Here is an 18,268-nt window from a genome sequence, read left to right on the forward strand (position 1 = left end):
GATCCGGCAACCGGATCCCCAAAAAAAGAGCGTAGTGATACCACGTTACTCACCGAAAGACATGAAAGCCATCTGGACGGACGAGGCAAAGTTCGAACGCTGGTTAAAACTGGAAATAGCAGCTGTAGAGGCACGCGTCGAAGCCGGGGTTGTTCCCCAGGAGGCACTGGACACCATCAAAGAAAATGCAAGATTCAACGTTGATGAAATCCTTGAAATCGAAAAAGAGACGAAACACGACGTCATAGCGTTCCTTACCAACGTCAATCAATACGTAGGGCCTCAGTCTCGCTACATCCATGAGGGGCTCACCTCCTCAGATGTCGGCGATACCTGCCTTGCCATGCAGATGCGCGATGCCGGCAAGATTCTTCTCAAAGATGTAAAAACACTCATCGAAGTACTTGGGGAAAGAGCGGTTGAATTCAAATACACTCTGGAAATGGGCAGAACCCATGGCATCCATGCCGAACCGACAACCTTTGGGTTGAAACTTCTGCTCTGGCACCAGGAAATGCTTCGAAACCAGGAAAGGCTTGAAAGGGCGGTTGAAAACGTTTCCGTAGGCAAAATTTCAGGCGCAGTAGGCACATACCAGCACCTTTCACCGGATATAGAAGCCGCTGTATGCAAAAAGCTCAATCTGAAACCCTCACCGATCTCAACCCAGATTCTGCAGCGCGACCGGCACGCAGAGTTTCTTACGACACTTGCGATCATAGCTTCATCAATTGAAAAGTTTTCCGTTGAGTTCCGCCACCTGCAACGTACGGAGGTCAGAGAAACAGAGGAATTTTTCAGCAAGGGACAGAAAGGCAGTTCAGCCATGCCGCATAAACGAAACCCGATCACTTTTGAGCGTTTGACAGGGCTTGCAAGGGTAGTTCGCTCGAACTCCATTGCCGGGCTGGAAAACGTAGCCCTGTGGCATGAAAGAGACATTTCACACTCATCGGTCGAAAGGGTTATCATGCCCGACTCGACGATTGCCCTGTGCTATATGCTCCGTACCTTTACCGATACCCTTAAAGATCTTCTTGTCTACCCGGACAGGATGAAGGAGAACTTCGACACATCTTACGGACTTACACTTTCGCAAACATTACTCCTTGCGCTTACAGGAAAAGGACTGAGCAGAGAAGAAGCCTATAAGCTCGTGCAGCGTAACGCCATGAAAAGCTGGGAACAGAAAATCCAGCTTAAAGAAAACGTTCTGCAGGATCAGGACATCCTCGAACATGTTTCAGCTGAAGAAATAGAAAAACTCTTCTCATCGGCAAGCATCCTTAACAAGCTTAGAAAAAGCGTTGACATCATCTTTGTTCGTAACGGGCTCTGAGAAAATTAACGCCGTTAAGCTTGGTAATATCCGCGAATATTATTAAATTTTGTGCCGTTTTGTCCCCGAACCGGAGGCAATAAAGAGGGTTCGGGGTAGCACAGTACATCTCACATTTCACTGTCACCAGCTATCGGACATATTCACGTAACGGAGGTTATTACGCCGATAATAACATAGGAGAAGATTATGCTCTATGTATGCTAAAGTGTTGAAAACATATAAGGGAAAAGCAGAAATCGAGATCGTCTGTACCGAAGCTTCAAAAGAAAATGTGCACTGTGGAGCATGCAGCATGGGGCAAAAGCCCTCTGCGAAACCCCAGACGGTTCTTGCCCAGAACAAAATAGAGGCAAAGCCCGGCGATATGGTCGAATGTGATCAGAAAGAGCATGCGGAGGTCAAAGCAGCATTGCTGCTGCTCATCGGCCCGCTGGTACTCTTTATGATAGCGCTTGGAATAGCAAATGCCCTGAATCTCGAACTCTGGCAATCATTTCTTTCCGGCGCAGCGGTTCTTGGAGTGACATATATCGTTCTGAGATATTCGCTGAAGAATAAAACGTATTACTACATCACAGGAATTAAATAACAACGCATGATTAGTGAAGCATTCATACCGGCAGTTGCAAGCCTTGGTTCAGTAGCACTCACACTAGGTCTTATAATCTTCTATGTATCCAAAAAATTCTACGTCGAAGAAGATCCCATGGTCGTCATCGTCAATGACATTCTTCCCGGTGTCAACTGCGGAGCCTGCGGTTATCCCAGTTGCGGGCAGTTCGCCGAGGTTCTTGTCGAAACCAAGGATTCATCGATGTCGTGTCCGGTAGGCGGAGCCGATCTTGCCTCGCAGCTCGGCACGACACTTGGAATCACAATGGCTGAACCCAAGCCGATAACAGCCGTAGTACTTTGCCAGGGCGACAACGATACAGCGAAACAAACCGCAGAATATTTGGGAATTCAGGACTGCTGGGCGGCAACCCAAACCTACGTCGGGCCGAAACAATGTCGCTATTCCTGCATCGGCCTTGGCTCCTGTATCGCATTCTGCGATTTCGACGCAATGCGTCTGGAAAATGGCCTTATAGTCATTGACAAAGACCGTTGCACTGGCTGTGCTGCCTGTATTTCGGCTTGCCCGACCGGTGTGCTTGTGATGCAGGAAAAGAAAGCGGAACGCTACTTTATAGCCTGCAATTCACATGACAAAGGTGCTGCCACAAAGAAAGCTTGTGACGCAGGTTGTATCGCCTGCCAGAAATGCGTCAAGGTTTGTGAAGACGATGCAATTGTCATCGAGAATTTCCTTGCCAGGATTATTCAGGAAAAATGCACCGCCTGTGGTAAATGCATCGAGGTCTGCCCGACCAAGGTCAACTGCATTGTCCTTGAGCGGGACCTCAATGAAGTGAAACAAAAAAAAGCCTCGTAAATGAAGACATTTAAAACGGGAGGTATACACCCTCCTGAAAACAAGTTCACTGAAAACAGTCCCATAGAAGAGATGCCAGTTCCGGCAGAACTGGCCATATCTCTCAACCAGCATCTCGGTAAACCGGCTAAACCTCTGGTAAAGGTCGGGAGCGAAGTGAAAAAAGGACAACTGATCGGTGAAGCTGACGGTTTTATTTCCGCAAATGTTCATGCAAGCACAAGCGGCAAGGTTAAAGCCATCAAGCCACATCCTCATCCCGGCGGCCAGTACGCCATGACAGTGTTCATCACAGCTGATGGAAAAGATGAATGGGCTGAAGGACTCGATACCGAACCGGCGGACTGGCGGAATTTTTCGAAAGAAGAAATCATAGGCAAGATCAAGCAGGCCGGAATCGTAGGCATGGGCGGTGCCGGATTTCCGACCAATGTCAAGCTTTCTCCTCCCCCGGACAAACAAATCGATACCATCATTCTCAATGGTGCCGAGTGCGAACCTTTTCTGACGGCAGACCACCGCCTCATGCTCGAATCACCGGAAGCAGTCATTGAAGGATTGGAAATCATCACATCACTCTTCTCAGGACAGGCGAAAGCTTACATCGGCATCGAATCCAATAAAAAGGATGCTATCGCAGTCCTTTCGAAGCTTGCGTCACCAAAAGGCATCGAGGTTGTTTCTTTAAAAACCAAGTACCCCCAGGGTGCAGAGAAACAGCTTATCAACGCAATTACCGGCAGAACAATAGAACAGGGTGAACTGCCTTTCGACAAAGGATGCCTCGTACAGAATATAGGAACGGCCGTAGCCATTTACGAAGCTGTATGTAAAAACAAGCCCTTGGTTGACCGTATCGTAACGGTTTCCGGCCTTGAAATCGGACACCCAAAAAACATCCGCACGGTCATCGGCACGAGTTTCAGAGATATCTCCCGTTTCTGCGGCGACCCGAAAGAAAGCACAAACCAGATTATTTCCGGTGGCCCTATGATGGGTAAAGCACTTTTCACGCTCGATGTACCGGTTGTAAAAACCACATCGGGCATTCTTTTTGTCAACAACGCCGGTATTGAAAAAGCACGCGAGCGCACCTGCATCAGGTGTAGTAAATGCGTCGATGTCTGCCCTCAGGGTCTCGCGCCATGGCTGCTCGCCAATGTTGCTCAAATCCGTGAATTTGACGAAATTCAGCTCCTGGGCCTTGCAAACTGTACGGAGTGCGGCAGTTGTACCTACGTCTGCCCATCGAAACGCGAACTTGTTCACTGGATCAAGTACGCCAAGGCACTAGTCAATAACCGCCAAAAACGCAAATCAGCTTAAAGGCTCAGTATCACTTCTATGGAATCAGTAAACCTTAAAGTTTCAAATGCACCATTCGTTCGTTCGAAAGACTCGATCGAATCGGTCATGTACAATGTCGCCCTCGCCCTTGCTCCTGCAACGGTTATGTCGGTGTACCTTTTCGGCATGAAAGCCCTTGTCCTGACGACAGTCTCCATTCTCAGCTGCATAGCTTTCGAATGGCTTATGGACAAAGCAAGAAACAAACCCAACTCCTGCCTCGACGGCAGCGCTCTTGTTACCGGCCTGCTTCTTGCATTGAACGTGCCGGCGAATCTGCCGCTCTGGATGGTTGTCGTCGGTTCGTTTATCGCCATTGTAGCCACAAAGCATGTGTTCGGTGGGTTGGGCTACAATGTTTTCAACCCGGCGCTTGTAGCCAGGGTATTCCTGCTCATTTCGTTTCCGGCAGCAATGACAAGCTGGCCTATACCTGTCCCCTTCTCTCTTGACATGATGGTGGATATGGAAACCGGAGCCTCACCTCTCGGCATCCTGAAAACAGATGGAGTTCAAGCCGCGCTCGGTTCACTTTCACTCATGGATGGCTTTTATGGCACGATGACCGGCAGCCTTGGTGAAACGTCAGCCCTCGCCCTGCTTGCAGGTGCAGCATGGTTATGGTACAAGAAGTACATCACGATGTACATCCCTCTTACCATTATCGGTTCCGTCTTCTTGTTTACCGGTCTGTTTTATCTGATCGACCCGACAACCTATGCGTCTCCGGTTTTCCATATGGTTACGGGTGGATTGATCCTGGGAGCATTTTTCATGGCAACCGACATGGTTACTTCTCCGCTTTCCATTCGAGGCCAACTGCTTTTCGGACTGGGTTGTGGACTCCTGACGGCCGTAATCCGCCTCTGGGGAGGGTACCCTGAAGGAATTTCATTCGCCATTCTTATCATGAACTCTTTCGTCCCGCTTATCGACCGCTGGGATCTTAACGACAGAAAAGCACAACAAAACAAGAAGCCGGAAACAAAATGAGACCAATAATTATCCTTACTATTGTCGGCATACTGAGCGCCACCCTGCTTGCTGTCGTGGAAGACCTCACACGTGAACCTATAGCAGTTGCCAAAGAGCAGATGAAACGAAAAGCGATCGAACAGATTTTTCCGTTTACCTTTGACAGCCTGAACACGGTTACAACCGAACAAACGACCTTTTACGAAGCCTATAACCAGGAAAACACACTTGAAGGCATTGCGGTCGAGACCTCTACAGAGGATGGCTACAGCGGACTTATTGAAATCCTGCTCGGAGTCTCTCCCGAGCAGAAAATCCTTGGCTACAAAGTCCTTTATCACCGCGAAACTCCGGGTCTCGGTGATAAAATCGACAAACCCAAATTCAAAGAGCAGTTCAAGGGGCGCACACTTGAAAATACCAACTGGACAGTTAAAAAGGACGGTGGAGACATCGATGAACTCACTGCCGCCACGATCTCCTCAGAAGCCGTTGCCGATGCCGTCGTCAAAGGCCTTGAATTCATTAACGAGCAATACCCTAAATCTTCAGCAGAATGAACGAAGCGTTAAATATTTTCACCAGAGGATTTGTCAGGGAAAACCCTGTAACAAAGATGCTCCTCGGGCTCTGCCCAGTGCTTGCCGTCACAACATCGGCTATCAACGGGCTCGGTATGGGACTGGCGACAACCTTTGTCCTTCTCGGATCGAATGTTGTCATAGCCCTGGCATCCAAAGCGATCCCCAACACTGTCAGAATACCATCGTTTATTCTGGTTATCGCGACGTTTGTGACCATTGTCGATCTGCTGATTCAGGCGTTCTCTCCCGAGCTGAACCAGTCGCTCGGCATCTTTATCCCGCTGATCGTGGTAAACTGTATGATTCTTGGCAGAGCTGAAGCGTTTGCCAGCCGAAACGGTCTCTGGTACTCGATTATCGATGCTATCGGGATGGGACTCGGCTTTACTTTTGCCCTCCTCCTGCTATCGATATTCCGTGAAGTCCTCGGTTCCGGAACGATATTCAACATCCCGCTTGTCGGCGAAGATGCAAGTACCATACTTGTCTTCGCACTGCCTCCCGGTGCGTTTGCCGGGCTTGGGCTGATCATAGCCGGACTCAATTCACTCGAAAAGAAAATGGGAGATAAGAAATGAATGAAATATCGGGACTTCTGCTTGTTATCGTCAGTGCTATATTCGTCAATAACGTTGTTTTTGCCCGTTTTCTCGGCATCTGCCCTTACCTCGGCGTATCGAGGAAACTGGATACCGCCCTCGGCATGGGCTTTGCCGTAACCTTCGTAATGACTATCGCCACTGCCATCGGGTACGTACTGCATTACGGGATACTGGTACCCTTCAAAATAGAGTTCATGCAGACGATCATGTTTATCCTCGTGATCGCCTCTCTTGTTCAGCTTGTTGAAATCGTTTTGAAGAAAGTGAGCAAGTCACTCTACAACTCGCTTGGGATTTTCCTGCCGCTCATTACCACAAACTGTGCTATCCTCGGAGTTGCCTTGATTGCCATACAAGAAGATTATTCGTTCGTCACCTCCGTGGTATTCGCCTTTTTCTCGGCAATGGGCTTTATCCTCGCCATTCTCCTGTTTGCAGGTATCAGGGAAAAACTCGAAGAAGCCGACGTACCGAAACCCTTCAAAAACGTCCCGATAGGATTCATTTCAGCAGCGATCCTTTCCCTCGCCTTCATGGGCTTCTCGGGCCTCGTGAAATAAAGGTTTACAGGAACGTAAAGCGATAATAAACAAAAGGGCCGCCTTCCGAAATCAGGAAGCGGCCTTTTTGTTTTGGGTTTGAACATCCAGCTCCATTGTCGTAGAGCCACCGAACCCCAAAAGCCATTGTAAATAAGGATATCGTTGAGTTCCGAGGGACCTGAAACCGACACGTTCATACAATTTCTTGGCTTTGGGGTTGGTGTCTATCACATCAAGACGAACCTTTTCATACCTGTTTTTTTCCGCATAAGCAACCAATTCTTCCAGCAACTTCCCGCCAATCCCTCCACCCCGATAATCACGATGGACAGCGATCCCATCCATCAACAGCACTCCTTTTTCAGGCGTTCTATCGTAGAAACCGAAGATCACGGCAGCCCAACTGCCCGCGACAATCCCCAGTAAAGAAACCAGCTCCTTGTACGTTATCCCCCCGGTAAATGAACCTATTGTGGTGTGAAAACCTGCAATTCCCACAAGCTTGTCACCAGCAATGGCAACAAAAGCATAGTCACGCTGAAAACAACGCGTCAGGAGAAACCGACGTAGTTTTTCGGAGCGGACAGCAACCCTGAACTTTCGCCCAAAAGCTTCATCGTAAAGGGAAGCTGCACATTCACGATGTATCTCGGGCAATCCCCGTTGAAAAGATAACTCGTCGAGGTGTATCATAGATTGCAATGGTCACTCAAGCAGGCTCTGCCTATCGGGTCTCGCACCGTGTACTCAGTCACGCTTTTTCACCATAGACCCTTTTTTATCAGCGCTTTTTAACGCTCATGCAGATTTCAATAATGTGATGTTTTGCAGGATGCTCTTCAGGGTTGTTCAGATAGACCTCGTAACTCGGTCTTGACATATCCACCATCTCCTGACCGCTCCTTTGTATCCACTCTGCCAGCATCTCCCATGCTTTACCATACTCTTCCGGGCCTTCCAGTTCCGCATGCATGACAACGTAACGTCCTCCGGGAAGGACTTTTTTTCGAATATCACCGTCAACCTCGGTACCTGCGGGAATGCTCATACAGCATTCAAGCGTCAGTTCATCAGGCGGTGTTGTTTCAGGATCATCCTGGTATGCTGATAAAAAAACCGTTTCAGGCCCCATCAATCCTCTCGGCGCAGCCCATTCACCAAGCTTGTTGAACAGGTTCGCAAAAACCTGAGCATTGCCAACATAGTTACCGGTAAAGGATACACACGCCACATCCCTTTCGGCCAATTCCTTGATTTGCGGTTCTTCGTTTTTCATATTTTTTTTGTCTTGTTGTACCCGAATTGAACAGCTACAGAATATATCACTTTTCAGCCAATACCTCCTGTTCCGAATAAGCGTCAATTGCCTTCTCCAATACTCTTCTCGCTTCTTTCTCATCAGCCATACCACCTGATTCCATGACTCCGTAACCTTTGTAATTGGAGAACCAGAGATCAAGAATACGAAGAGCCCCCACATAACGATCCTCCAATTCCTCCAGCGACCCGATATCGGCAAAATGAGAATCAAGCATCACCGCAATCAGTTTATCATCCTGTTCTCCTCCATCGAGCATTTTCAGCATACCGATAAGCCGCGCTTGCAAAACCGTACCTCTGGGCACTGCAGGCCCGAGAACGATAACATCCAAAGGATCACCGTCCCCTCCTTTTTCCTCGGGGAGCAGCGTGCGCGGAACCATTCCATAATTGCCCGGATAGCCGAGATAATTCACAATACGCGGTTTCTTGTCCTTGAGTTCCAACTCCAGATTGCCGCTGTTTTTGTTTACCTCCCATTTCTGACTGGTACCTGCAGGGATTTCAACAACTACATGGATATACCCTTTTGAATCTATTGGTCGATAACCGGAATATAGGTTCTTTGTCCCAGCAAGGGTATATTGATTTTTCAGAACCGGTTCAGACAAATGCCCGGCTGTGCCTCCCGACTGCTTTGGGTTACCGCAATTTATGACTGCAAAAATGCATGGAAAGAGCAGACACACCTGTAAAGCGCTTTTTCTGTGCCTCATTGTCATTTCTCATCGTGAGTTGTCAATATATGCATGTATAAGAAGCAAACAATTCGGCAAAAGAAAGCTATCTGTAACAAAAAGTTTGCCAGTCAGCGGAAACGTAAAGACAAACCACACAAAACCCGCCTGATAATTTCCGCTCCCAAACGCGATGTCATGCCATCGATGTCCAGTGGAGGTGCTACTTCTACAAGATCAAAACCCGAAAAGAGAGGATGGACAGAAATTCGATCCAAAGCGGCCAATAGGTCCCATGGACTAAGACCAACCGGATTAGGAACACTTGTTCCAGGAGCATAAGCCTGCTGGATACAGTCAATATCGACAGTGACATAGAGAGCTTCAACACCTCGTGTTGCTTGTTCAACAGCTTTATCAACAACAGTTTCAAGCCCTTTATTTCTAATGTCTTGCGGTGTATAAAAGCTCCCCCCGTGGTTCAATATACTGTTCCGATACTCACGGGAGTACGCAAAATCACCAATGCCTATCTGGACTATATTAGCGGCAGCAACAGGCAAACCATCCATAGATTGTATTTGTTCCACCCACATGCCGGAATGCTCTCTACCCGGCAAAGCTTTACGAGAATCAAAATGTGCATCAAAATCTATTACACCAACACGCGTTCCCCTGTTTTTTCTACTCAAAGCACGAATACAAGGATATGAAATCGAATGGTCACCCCCGATTGTCAAAGGAAAAATCCGGTTCTCGAACAATATGCTCATGACTGATTCTACTCTATCATGCATATCCTTTATAACATTAGAGGCAATAACATCCCCACAATCAACAAGATGAAGTCCTGAAAAATCCTGATCCAATGCAACACTGTAGGTAGTTCCTAACTTTAAAGCCTGGCGAATGCTGTCCGGACCGAAACGGGTTCCCGGTCGATAGCTCACGCATCCATCAAAAGGTACCCCGAGCAGCCCGACTTCAGCATCCGATACTGTACCCCATGGGCGAACTATCTCGGCGATAAAAGTAACGCTGTCATCAGGAACTAAACGTACCCCTCCTGTTGCCAGAATATTATTGGGAGTAACCAGCGATGATAGATCTTTGAGCCCCATGATTAGTTTTCCCAAAACAGATTAAACAGCACAACTACGCCAATGCTTTTCTCTTACGGGGCAATAGCCATTTTGCGGCTTTTCTCGAAGAGATTTTAGAGGCTCGCTGTGCCAAGCTGAAGACAGCTCTCCGAAATCCCGAATGTTTCCGAAATATCTGCCGCCGCCATTACACTCATAAATGTCACCATACAGGTTGACAAACATTCCAATATCGATTTGACGGCAATAAAAGCCTCCCGCTACAGGAAGAACTGATTCATAGGCCACGTTGTTTTCACGCAGATCTATTCTTTTGATTTCATTCAACATCTTTTCTGCTTCGTCTCTCATGATTACAGTCCCCATACGCAAGGCATTCCCATCAGGGATAGAAGAAACAACGTAAGGAAATATGTTATTCCTCCGACAGAAACGGAAAATATCGATAACATCATTCTTGTTTTCATTGGTTATCACCGTATGGATACCAAGATGCGTAACATCCGGAACATTAAACCCAACCTTTATCAGGACAAACAAGACTCGCTCCATAACTTCGCTATACCCTTTACAACCAACCAGGGAATCCTGCACGCTGTGGATCATGCTTTCGCATTTCAGGATCACCGATACCCCCAACTCCTTCATATAACGTGCTGAATCTTCAGTTATGAGCGCTCCTTTACGCCCATATGCCGACGTATAAATGACCGTTGTCATGCCAAGAGAATGAATGGCTTCAAGATATTTCCAGAAGTTCGGATCGAGCATGGGTTCACCAACACCCGGAATTTCCACAGTTTTACAACCTAAGCTATGAGCCTGCTGAAACAACTCAATATATTCCTCATAAGACAACTTGGTTTTGCCGTCGATCTGTCTGTCATCATAGCGATCACAATACCGGCAGTTAAGATCGCAGAGCTCCGAAAAATCAATATCAAGAAGCAGCAGACGACTTTCTTTACGTGCTTTTTCAGCAATTTCTAAATCAAAATTAAACTCGAGACCTTTGAGCATAATGGGCTTTTTCATGATGTCTCCTCCCTTTGGTATGTGGATTAACCTCGATATAACCCCTTCATGTCAAATGAAGGGAACAATCAGATCCGGCCCCACTAATCCGGAAAGAAAAAACAGAAAATCTCACAGGGTCTCCAAAAAAGTACTGAGGTATGTCTTCTGACCGACACCGTTGGCCCTTAGTTATCCGACTACAGCTATCCAACACTGACTGGATAGTGGCTCAGCTCAACTAAGCTGGAGTCAGAAATTTGCTTTCGTAAAACTTGACGGATGCAATGACATAAAACACCAAAAGCATACCTGCCATTTGCCATCCCGAAAGCACTTCGCCTAACAGCAGATAAGCAGCCAAGCCGGCAGAAATAGGGTCAAGCATCCCAACGATTGTAGCCGGAAATGCATCTATATGCTTTAACCCGGCCATGTAAATCCAAAAAGGTATTACGGTAGCTCCAATGGCAATAAACAGGATATATCCAATCGTGGGACCATCTAAGGAGATTGAAGAAAGTTCGAGCCAAGGTATGGCAAACAACCAGAGTCCTGCGGAAATGCCCAGAGCATAAACGGTCATTGTTACACTGCGTATACCAAGAATATGCCCCTTGTTACCCAGCAAGGTGTAAATAGCAAAAGCAATACCGCTCAGAAGCCCATAGATAATGCCGAGCAGGTCGGTATGCAGTGAAATGCTGTCATACGCCTCGGTTAGCAAAATACATCCCACCACACTGATGATGATAATCCAGATGACGTGGAAAGAAAATCTATGGGTTCCTGCGAATAATCCGAAAACAATGACAAATATCGGAGCAGTATATTCCAGCGTCAGCGCAACTGCCACGTCTATTTTAGAAACTGACAAATAAAAGGTAACGGTGACACAAGCCCAGACAATAGCCAGTAAAAAAAGAAAAAAGAACTGCTTTTTTGTAACCACCAAGGATTTTCGATCCACTACAACTATCAGTGAAAACATCACGAGTGCTGCCACAAAAGCACGAATGGCTGTCAGTTGAACAGGAGATAGCTTTGAGATAAACAGGATCTTAGCTACTGCGCCCGCAACGCCAAAAAGAGTTGCCGCCAGAGCAACTAAAAACAACCCCATCAGATAGTTTTGTCTGTGATTTGGCATAATAGTGTGCCCGTGGATATAAGTGATTCAAATAAGCCTGGGAATAAACCAGGTCAACACACAACATCAACTTTTACATCACTTTTTTCACTTGCGAAGTGTACCTACCACACATTAATACACCTATATAACTGATTAGGAGCTTAAGACAAGTATCTATATCGGGTATTTGGGGGTGTCGTATGCGCAATAATAAAGTAATCTTAAAGAATATGATAAGTACTATTCTCAAAAAAAACAATTCTTCACGAAACTTTAAAAATTGAACACAACAGCATAAAAAAGAAAGACCTATCAAATCCTGAACAAGAAGGCGATCAAATTTAACAATTGCTCAACCATCCCTTCATACAATTGTTACAAGGGAATATTTGCTGGAATACCCAAAAGAGATATTCTATTTGCGTCAAGAAATCCTCTCCTCTCCTCAGGGTTCTCCAATTCAAAAAAGCAGCATAATGAAAGATTTATTTACTTTTTTTTTCACCTGCGTGGTTGCAGTAACATGCTATGGATTCATAGGCCCCGACATTTCGCATGCTAAAACGCCAGGATCGGCTTCCGGCACGACAGTAACCGGCCTTGTCGTTGACGACGTTGACGGCCTCCCTCTTCCGGGAGTGAACATCTCCATCAGAGGCACATCAAAAGGAGCTGTCACCGGTCAGGACGGCCGTTACCGCCTGGACAATGTTTCAGGCACTTCTGCTATTGTTAAAGCCTCCTATATAGGTTACGTAAAAGGAGAATATCCGATAACCCTCACTCCCGGCAAAGCCGTAACAAAGAATATACGACTGAACCCCGGCGTAGTGATCAGTGAGGAGATAACCGTTGTTGGTGAAATTCTTAAGGGCCAGGCAAAGGCGTTGAACCAGCAGAAAAACAACATCAACGTCACCAATGTCGTTGCTTCCGATCAGATCGGTAAATTTCCGGACTCTAATGTGGGTGATGCCCTGAAAAGAATTCCGGGTATAAGCGTTTTCAACGACCAGGGTGAAGCACGTTTCGGCCATATTCGCGGAACTGAACCCCGCTTCAACTCCGTAACGGTCAACGGCGAACGGATTCCTTCAGCAGAAGCTGAGAACAGAACGATTCAGCTCGATCTCATCCCGGCCGACATGATCCAGACCATCGAGGTCACCAAAGCATTGACACCTGATATGGATGCCGATGCAATCGGCGGTTCGATCAATCTTGTCACCAAGGTCCCTACTGAAGAAAGAATCTCTCTTTCAGCAGGAGGAGGTTCGAACTTCCTCGATGAAACCGGCGGTGGACGCTACCAGTTCGGAGGCACATATGGTAACCGCTTTGCCAACGACAAACTCGGAGTGCTCTTCAGCCTCTCTTACGATAATAACGACTTCGGTTCCGACAACATCGAAGCGGAATGGGATGCCGGAGACGACGGAATGGAAGGCATCAAGGAGTTCCAGGAAAGGAAATATGACGTCCAACGTATCCGCAAAAGTTTTTCAGGAGCACTCGACTATCGCTTCAACGAAAACCATGTCCTTAAATTCAATGGTATTTATAACTGGAGAGAAGACTACGAAAACCGCTTCCGAACCAAGTACAAAGATCTCGATGAAGATCTCGCCACGATAGAACGAGAGACGAAAGGCGGTACGGAAAAAGATGCCCGCCTCGAGGACCAGAGAATGATGTCGTTCACACTTGGCGGCGAACATGATTTCGGCAAGCTTGATCTGGACTGGCAGGCAGCATATTCAAAAGCTTCGGAAGATCGTCCGAATGAACGATATATCAACTTCAGAGCCAAGAACCAACCGTTTACCGCCGACATCAGCGACCCTGAAAATCCATTTGTAACGATCCCGAATCCCGATGTATCAGACGGAATAACCGACAGCGAAGACTGGCAGCTCAAAGAACTTACCGAAGAACATCAGTATACCGAGGATATCGATAAGAATTTCGCACTGAATTTCCGTTATGAAGCAACCGACGCGCTCGAGTTCAAATTCGGAGGCAAAATCCGGGACAAGAAAAAAAAGCGCGATAACGATTTCTACGAATACGAGCCGGTTGACGAGGAAGCTTTCCGCGATGAAGTTTTTGCCAACCTGGAAGATGAAACCAAGGATCATTTTCTGCCGGGTGACAAATACAAGTCTGGCGTCTTTGTCTCAAATGAGTTTCTCGGTGATCTTGACCTGGAAAACGGCGATTTCAACAAGAAACTCGTAAAGGAAGAGCTTGCCGGAAACTTCGATGCGAAGGAACAGATCAAAGCAGTCTATGCGATGGCGACCTGGAACATCAGCGACAAAACAACGCTGCTTGGAGGCGCAAGGCTCGAGCATACCCACAATGAATACAACGCCTTCAAGTACTTTGCCGAGGAAGACTCGCTTGCCGCTGTAGAAGGCAACCCGTCTGATTACACCGACGTTTTGCCCTATGTCCACCTGCGTTATAAAATCAATGAACTGACTAACATCAAGCTCGCCTATACGCACAGTCTCGCAAGGCCAAACTACTTTGACCTTGCTCCGTATCAGGAAATCGTTGCAGAAGATGAGGAAATAAAAATAGGTAATCCAGCCCTTGAACCGACTCTTTCGAAAAACATCGACCTGATGATCGAGCATTATCTGAGCGATGTCGGTATTCTTTCCGCCGGCGTATTTTACAAGTCGATCAGCGATTTTATCCTCACCAAAAAAGAAGATATCGATTATTCGGGAGATACGTTCGAGCAGTTCCAGCCCGTCAATGCCGGAGACGGCACAATCATGGGCATAGAAACCGCTGCACAGTTCCAGCTACCTTTCATCCCCGGTCTCGGACTGTATCTGAACTACACCTACACCCACTCCGAAATAGACAACTTCGACATCGAGGGACGTGAAAACGATGATCTGCCCTTACCGGGCAGCCCTGAACACACAGCAAACGCATCGATCGCTTATGAGAACGGTCCGTTCAATATCCGCCTCTCGGGAAACTATCATAGCGACTTCATTGACGCGGAAGAAGGATCGATCGGTGAAAACAAATGGGAAGACCGATACTATGACAGCTCTTTCACCCTCGATCTCAATGGCGGCTATCGAGTGAGCGACATCGTACAGCTCTACTTCGAGGTCAGTAACCTGACAAATCAGCCGCTGCGCTTCTACCAGGGTGAAAAGCAGTATGTGGCCCAGGAAGAATGGTATGACAGAAGATTCCTGGTTGGCCTCAAGGCTGATTTCTAAGCAAAAGTGTTTTTTCCCGAAAAGGGCTGAACTTTCTGACAAGGCTCAGCCCTTTTCTTTCATTAACCGACGAGAGAGGAAACAGCGATGATGAAGAGAATGGCATTTGTCCTTACACTACTGACGGTATTTGGCGGCATGCTCGTCTCCTGCCAAAGCAACTCCGAACAAATGATCGAACCTTTGGCCGTTACCGATCCTGTTCGCCATGACAGTGAAGACCCCGCTATATGGGTCAACAGGAAAAACCCCGTAGAAAGCCTTGTGCTCGCGACTGACAAGAACAAAGACGGTGCCTTGTGTGTGTTTGATCTTACAGGCAAGATGATTCAAGAAAAAAACATCACAGGGCTTGCGAGACCGAACAATGTCGATGTCGGCTACGGCTTCTCTCTGAACGGAAACAGTATCGATATCGCTGTTGTCACTGAACGTCTCGAGAACCGGATACGGATATTCCTTTTACCCGACATGACCCCAATAGATAACGGAGGCATCCCTGTTTTCGAAGGGGAAGAACAAAACGCTCCGATGGGCATCGCACTCTACAAAAGACCTTCGGACGGAAAAATGTATGCCGTAGTCAGCCGCAAAGAAGGACCGACCGACGGAACATATCTCTGGCAGTACCTTCTCGAAGAGAGTGCCGGCGGATGTATTACCGGTCGAAAAGTAAGGGAATTCGGAACATGGAGCGGCCATCAGGAAATCGAAGCGGTTGCCGTCGATCATGAACTGGGTTACCTTTATTATTCCGATGAAGGCGTCGGGGTGAGAAAATATCATGCCGACCCGGAAGCCCGTGATGCAAACAACGAGCTTGCCTTGTTTGCGACCAGTGGTTTCAAGGAAGATCACGAAGGGATAACTATCTGGAAAACCGATGAGGCAAACGGCTACATCGTCGTTTCGGATCAGGCTGCAGGAAAACTGAGGCTTTACCCGAGAAACGGCAAGAGCATAAACAAACCGCATGAGCACGAACTCCTCGCTGTTGTCAAAACACAGGCAAAGGAAACCGACGGGATAGACGCTGCCGCCGATCTCGTAACAGCCGACTACCCTTCAGGTATCATTGTGGTTATGTCAGACGATAAAACCTATCACTATTACTCCTTGAAAGATATCTTCAATCAATAAACCATTGTGACAACGATAGGGCTTGCCCTTACTTCACCGCACCATATTTTCGGCCGACAAGACCATACTTGTAATCCGCTGTCTGTCCATGCCCTGAAACCGATTCAGAAACTGATGTTTTTTCATGATATTCATGACGACACCCAGCCAAACACCAGCCGTTAGTCATGATCCTCAACATCTAATGACAGGAATTATAAGTGTTTGCATTTCGAAAAGCTGTTACCTATATTTAACGATCGTTACATTCTTTTTCCAAAAGATCATCACTCATCTTCCTCAAAAATGATCAAGAAAAGGAGTCTGTAGATCATGTCGAAAAAGATAGTTGTCCTTGGCGCCGGAACCGGCGGAACGATTATCTCCAACAACCTTAGAAGGCACTTGCCCGAAGAATGGGAAATTACCGTTATTGACCGTGACGACAATCATGTCTATCAGCCGGGAATGCTTTTTGTTCCGTTTGATCTTCAAAAAACCGGCACGCTGACACGTTCAAGAAAAAGGTACATTCTCCCCGGCATTAATTTCGTCATAGACGAGATTACCCATGTCGATACCGATAAAAGAACGGTAAAAACTAAAAACCATAGCTTTCCCTATGACTTTCTGGTAATCTGTACCGGTTGCAAGATTGCACCGGAAGAAAACGACGGCCTGATGGAGGCGTGGGGAAAAAACGCATTCACCTTTTACTCGATCGAGGGAGCCGATCTTCTGCGGCAGAAGCTCAAGGAATTTGACGGCGGGAAACTGGTGCTCGATATAGCGGAAGTTCCGTTCAAATGCCCCGTAGCTCCGATCGAATTCGTTTTCATGGCAGACTGGTACTTCAGAAAAAAAGGGATCAGAAAGAAAGTTGAGATTGAACTCGTCACCCCGTTGACCGGAGCTTTTACCAAACCCAAAGCTTCGGCTGTTTTTGGGGAATCAGCCAAGGAGAAAAACATCAAGATAACTCCAATGTTTGAGCTGAACGAGGTCAATGGAAAAGAAAAATACATTGAATCCGTACAGGGTGACCGGATCTCCTATGACACGCTTGTCATCATTCCAACAACCACCGGCGACGAGGTCATAAGCAATTCAGGACTGGATGATGGAATAGGATTCGTCCCGACTCACCTCAACACCCTTCAGGCACTCAAACGCGAACGAGTATATGTGATCGGTGATGCAACGAATGTCCCAACCTCAAAAGCAGGATCGGTCGCTCATTATGAGGCGGATGTTGTTGTTTTCAACATCATGGCGGAAATTCACGGGATAAAACCCGAAGAAATCTACGATGGCCATTCAACCTGTTTTATTGTCTACGAAAAAGGAACGTCTTCACTCATTGACTTCAACTACAAGATAGAGCCCTTACCTGGCAAATTCCCACTTCCTCATATGGGCCCCTTTTCTCTCCTCAGGGAAACCAAGGCGAATTGGTATGGAAAACTCGGCTTTGAATGGCTGTACTGGAACGTACTGCTTGCCGGCAGGCATCTCGGTATGCCCCCCACCTTGGTTATGGCCGGCAAGGAAATAGGCTGACCATCAAAAAAAATCGAAACCCGGAACCTCCCGGAACTGAAAAGGCGGGTAACATGTTTTTTTGTTAGCCGTGCAGTATTCTTCATTCCTCAGCGCCCATCTACGGGCCCCGCTTCACAGGTATTAACCAAACTACCGGTTCAAGCGTCTGTTAGCCCCTTCAAGAGGCGCGCAAGGCTGTTCATGCTGTCATGTAAAAAAGAGAATTTGCAAGCCGGAAAGAAATCCGTAAACTTATTGTTCTCTGATAAAGAGTATGAAAATG

The 18,268-nt window shown here is 47.1% G+C and carries 17 protein-coding genes; 11 read left to right on the plus strand and 6 right to left on the minus strand.

Annotated elements, in window-relative coordinates; genetic code table 11:
• The first annotated feature begins 34 nt into the window (after nucleotides 1-34).
• From purB to rsxA, 8 genes are all read left to right on the plus strand, one after another.
• Entirely contained in the window at nucleotides 35-1,339 is a 1,305-nt protein-coding gene (gene purB / locus CR164_RS01640) for an adenylosuccinate lyase (protein WP_110022166.1), read from the plus strand.
• 208 nt (nucleotides 1,340-1,547) lie between these two features.
• A complete protein-coding gene (locus tag CR164_RS01645; protein ID WP_239994432.1) occupies nucleotides 1,548-1,931 on the plus strand; it encodes a SoxR reducing system RseC family protein in 384 nt (127 codons plus the stop codon).
• A 6-nt stretch (nucleotides 1,932-1,937) separates the two neighbouring features.
• Entirely contained in the window at nucleotides 1,938-2,777 is an 840-nt protein-coding gene (locus tag CR164_RS01650; RefSeq protein WP_110022168.1) for a Fe-S cluster domain-containing protein, read from the plus strand.
• Nucleotides 2,778-4,103 (plus strand): electron transport complex subunit RsxC, encoded by a 1,326-nt coding sequence (gene rsxC, locus CR164_RS01655; protein WP_110022169.1) that lies wholly within the window; start codon nucleotides 2,778-2,780, stop codon nucleotides 4,101-4,103.
• 18 nt (nucleotides 4,104-4,121) lie between these two features.
• Nucleotides 4,122-5,117, plus strand: coding sequence for an RnfABCDGE type electron transport complex subunit D (locus CR164_RS01660; RefSeq protein WP_110022170.1), 996 nt, complete (start codon nucleotides 4,122-4,124; stop codon nucleotides 5,115-5,117).
• On the plus strand, nucleotides 5,114-5,659 hold the full coding sequence (locus CR164_RS01665) for an RnfABCDGE type electron transport complex subunit G (protein ID WP_110022171.1): 546 nt from the start codon (nucleotides 5,114-5,116) through the stop codon (nucleotides 5,657-5,659). Before CR164_RS01660 ends, CR164_RS01665 begins: the two co-directional genes overlap by 4 nt.
• Entirely contained in the window at nucleotides 5,656-6,261 is a 606-nt protein-coding gene (gene rsxE / locus CR164_RS01670) for an electron transport complex subunit RsxE (RefSeq protein ID WP_110022172.1), read from the plus strand. The genes CR164_RS01665 and rsxE overlap by 4 nt, the downstream gene beginning before the upstream one ends.
• On the plus strand, nucleotides 6,258-6,845 hold the full coding sequence (rsxA, locus tag CR164_RS01675) for an electron transport complex subunit RsxA (protein WP_239994424.1): 588 nt from the start codon (nucleotides 6,258-6,260) through the stop codon (nucleotides 6,843-6,845). Before rsxE ends, rsxA begins: the two co-directional genes overlap by 4 nt.
• Nucleotides 6,846-6,896: 51 nt before the next feature.
• Here the strand turns inward: rsxA and CR164_RS01680 are convergent, their stop codons facing one another.
• The 6 genes from CR164_RS01680 to CR164_RS01705 all read right to left on the minus strand — a co-directional run bounded on the left by CR164_RS01680 (nucleotide 6,897) and on the right by CR164_RS01705 (nucleotide 12,091).
• A complete protein-coding gene (locus CR164_RS01680) occupies nucleotides 6,897-7,520 on the minus strand; it encodes a GNAT family N-acetyltransferase (protein WP_204901777.1) in 624 nt (207 codons plus the stop codon).
• An 88-nt stretch (nucleotides 7,521-7,608) separates the two neighbouring features.
• On the minus strand, nucleotides 7,609-8,103 hold the full coding sequence (locus CR164_RS01685; protein WP_110022173.1) for an AraC family transcriptional regulator: 495 nt from the start codon (nucleotides 8,101-8,103) through the stop codon (nucleotides 7,609-7,611).
• A gap of 46 nt (nucleotides 8,104-8,149) precedes the next feature.
• A complete protein-coding gene (locus CR164_RS01690; protein ID WP_239994425.1) occupies nucleotides 8,150-8,863 on the minus strand; it encodes an inorganic diphosphatase in 714 nt (237 codons plus the stop codon).
• Between the two features lie 92 nt (nucleotides 8,864-8,955).
• Entirely contained in the window at nucleotides 8,956-9,960 is a 1,005-nt protein-coding gene (locus CR164_RS01695; protein WP_146204125.1) for an agmatinase family protein, read from the minus strand.
• Between the two features lie 6 nt (nucleotides 9,961-9,966).
• Nucleotides 9,967-10,962, minus strand: a complete 996-nt coding sequence (locus CR164_RS01700) for a radical SAM/SPASM domain-containing protein (RefSeq protein ID WP_110022176.1) — start codon at nucleotides 10,960-10,962, stop codon at nucleotides 9,967-9,969.
• Nucleotides 10,963-11,182: 220 nt separating this feature from the next.
• Nucleotides 11,183-12,091, minus strand: coding sequence for an EamA family transporter (locus CR164_RS01705; RefSeq protein WP_110022177.1), 909 nt, complete (start codon nucleotides 12,089-12,091; stop codon nucleotides 11,183-11,185).
• A gap of 458 nt (nucleotides 12,092-12,549) precedes the next feature.
• Between CR164_RS01705 and CR164_RS01710 the strand changes: the two genes are divergently transcribed.
• The 3 genes from CR164_RS01710 to sqr all read left to right on the plus strand — a co-directional run bounded on the left by CR164_RS01710 (nucleotide 12,550) and on the right by sqr (nucleotide 18,003).
• Complete coding sequence (locus tag CR164_RS01710) at nucleotides 12,550-15,324, plus strand: TonB-dependent receptor (RefSeq protein WP_110022178.1); 2,775 nt, start codon at nucleotides 12,550-12,552, stop codon at nucleotides 15,322-15,324.
• An 87-nt stretch (nucleotides 15,325-15,411) separates the two neighbouring features.
• Nucleotides 15,412-16,464: a phytase gene (locus CR164_RS01715; protein ID WP_239994426.1), complete on the plus strand. Its 1,053-nt coding sequence runs from the start codon at nucleotides 15,412-15,414 to the stop codon at nucleotides 16,462-16,464.
• 312 nt (nucleotides 16,465-16,776) lie between these two features.
• Entirely contained in the window at nucleotides 16,777-18,003 is a 1,227-nt protein-coding gene (gene sqr, locus CR164_RS01720; protein WP_110022179.1) for a type III sulfide quinone reductase, selenoprotein subtype, read from the plus strand.
• The last annotated feature ends 265 nt before the right edge of the window (nucleotides 18,004-18,268 follow it).

Source organism: Prosthecochloris marina (assembly GCF_003182595.1).
Classification (GTDB): domain Bacteria; phylum Bacteroidota; class Chlorobiia; order Chlorobiales; family Chlorobiaceae; genus Prosthecochloris; species Prosthecochloris marina.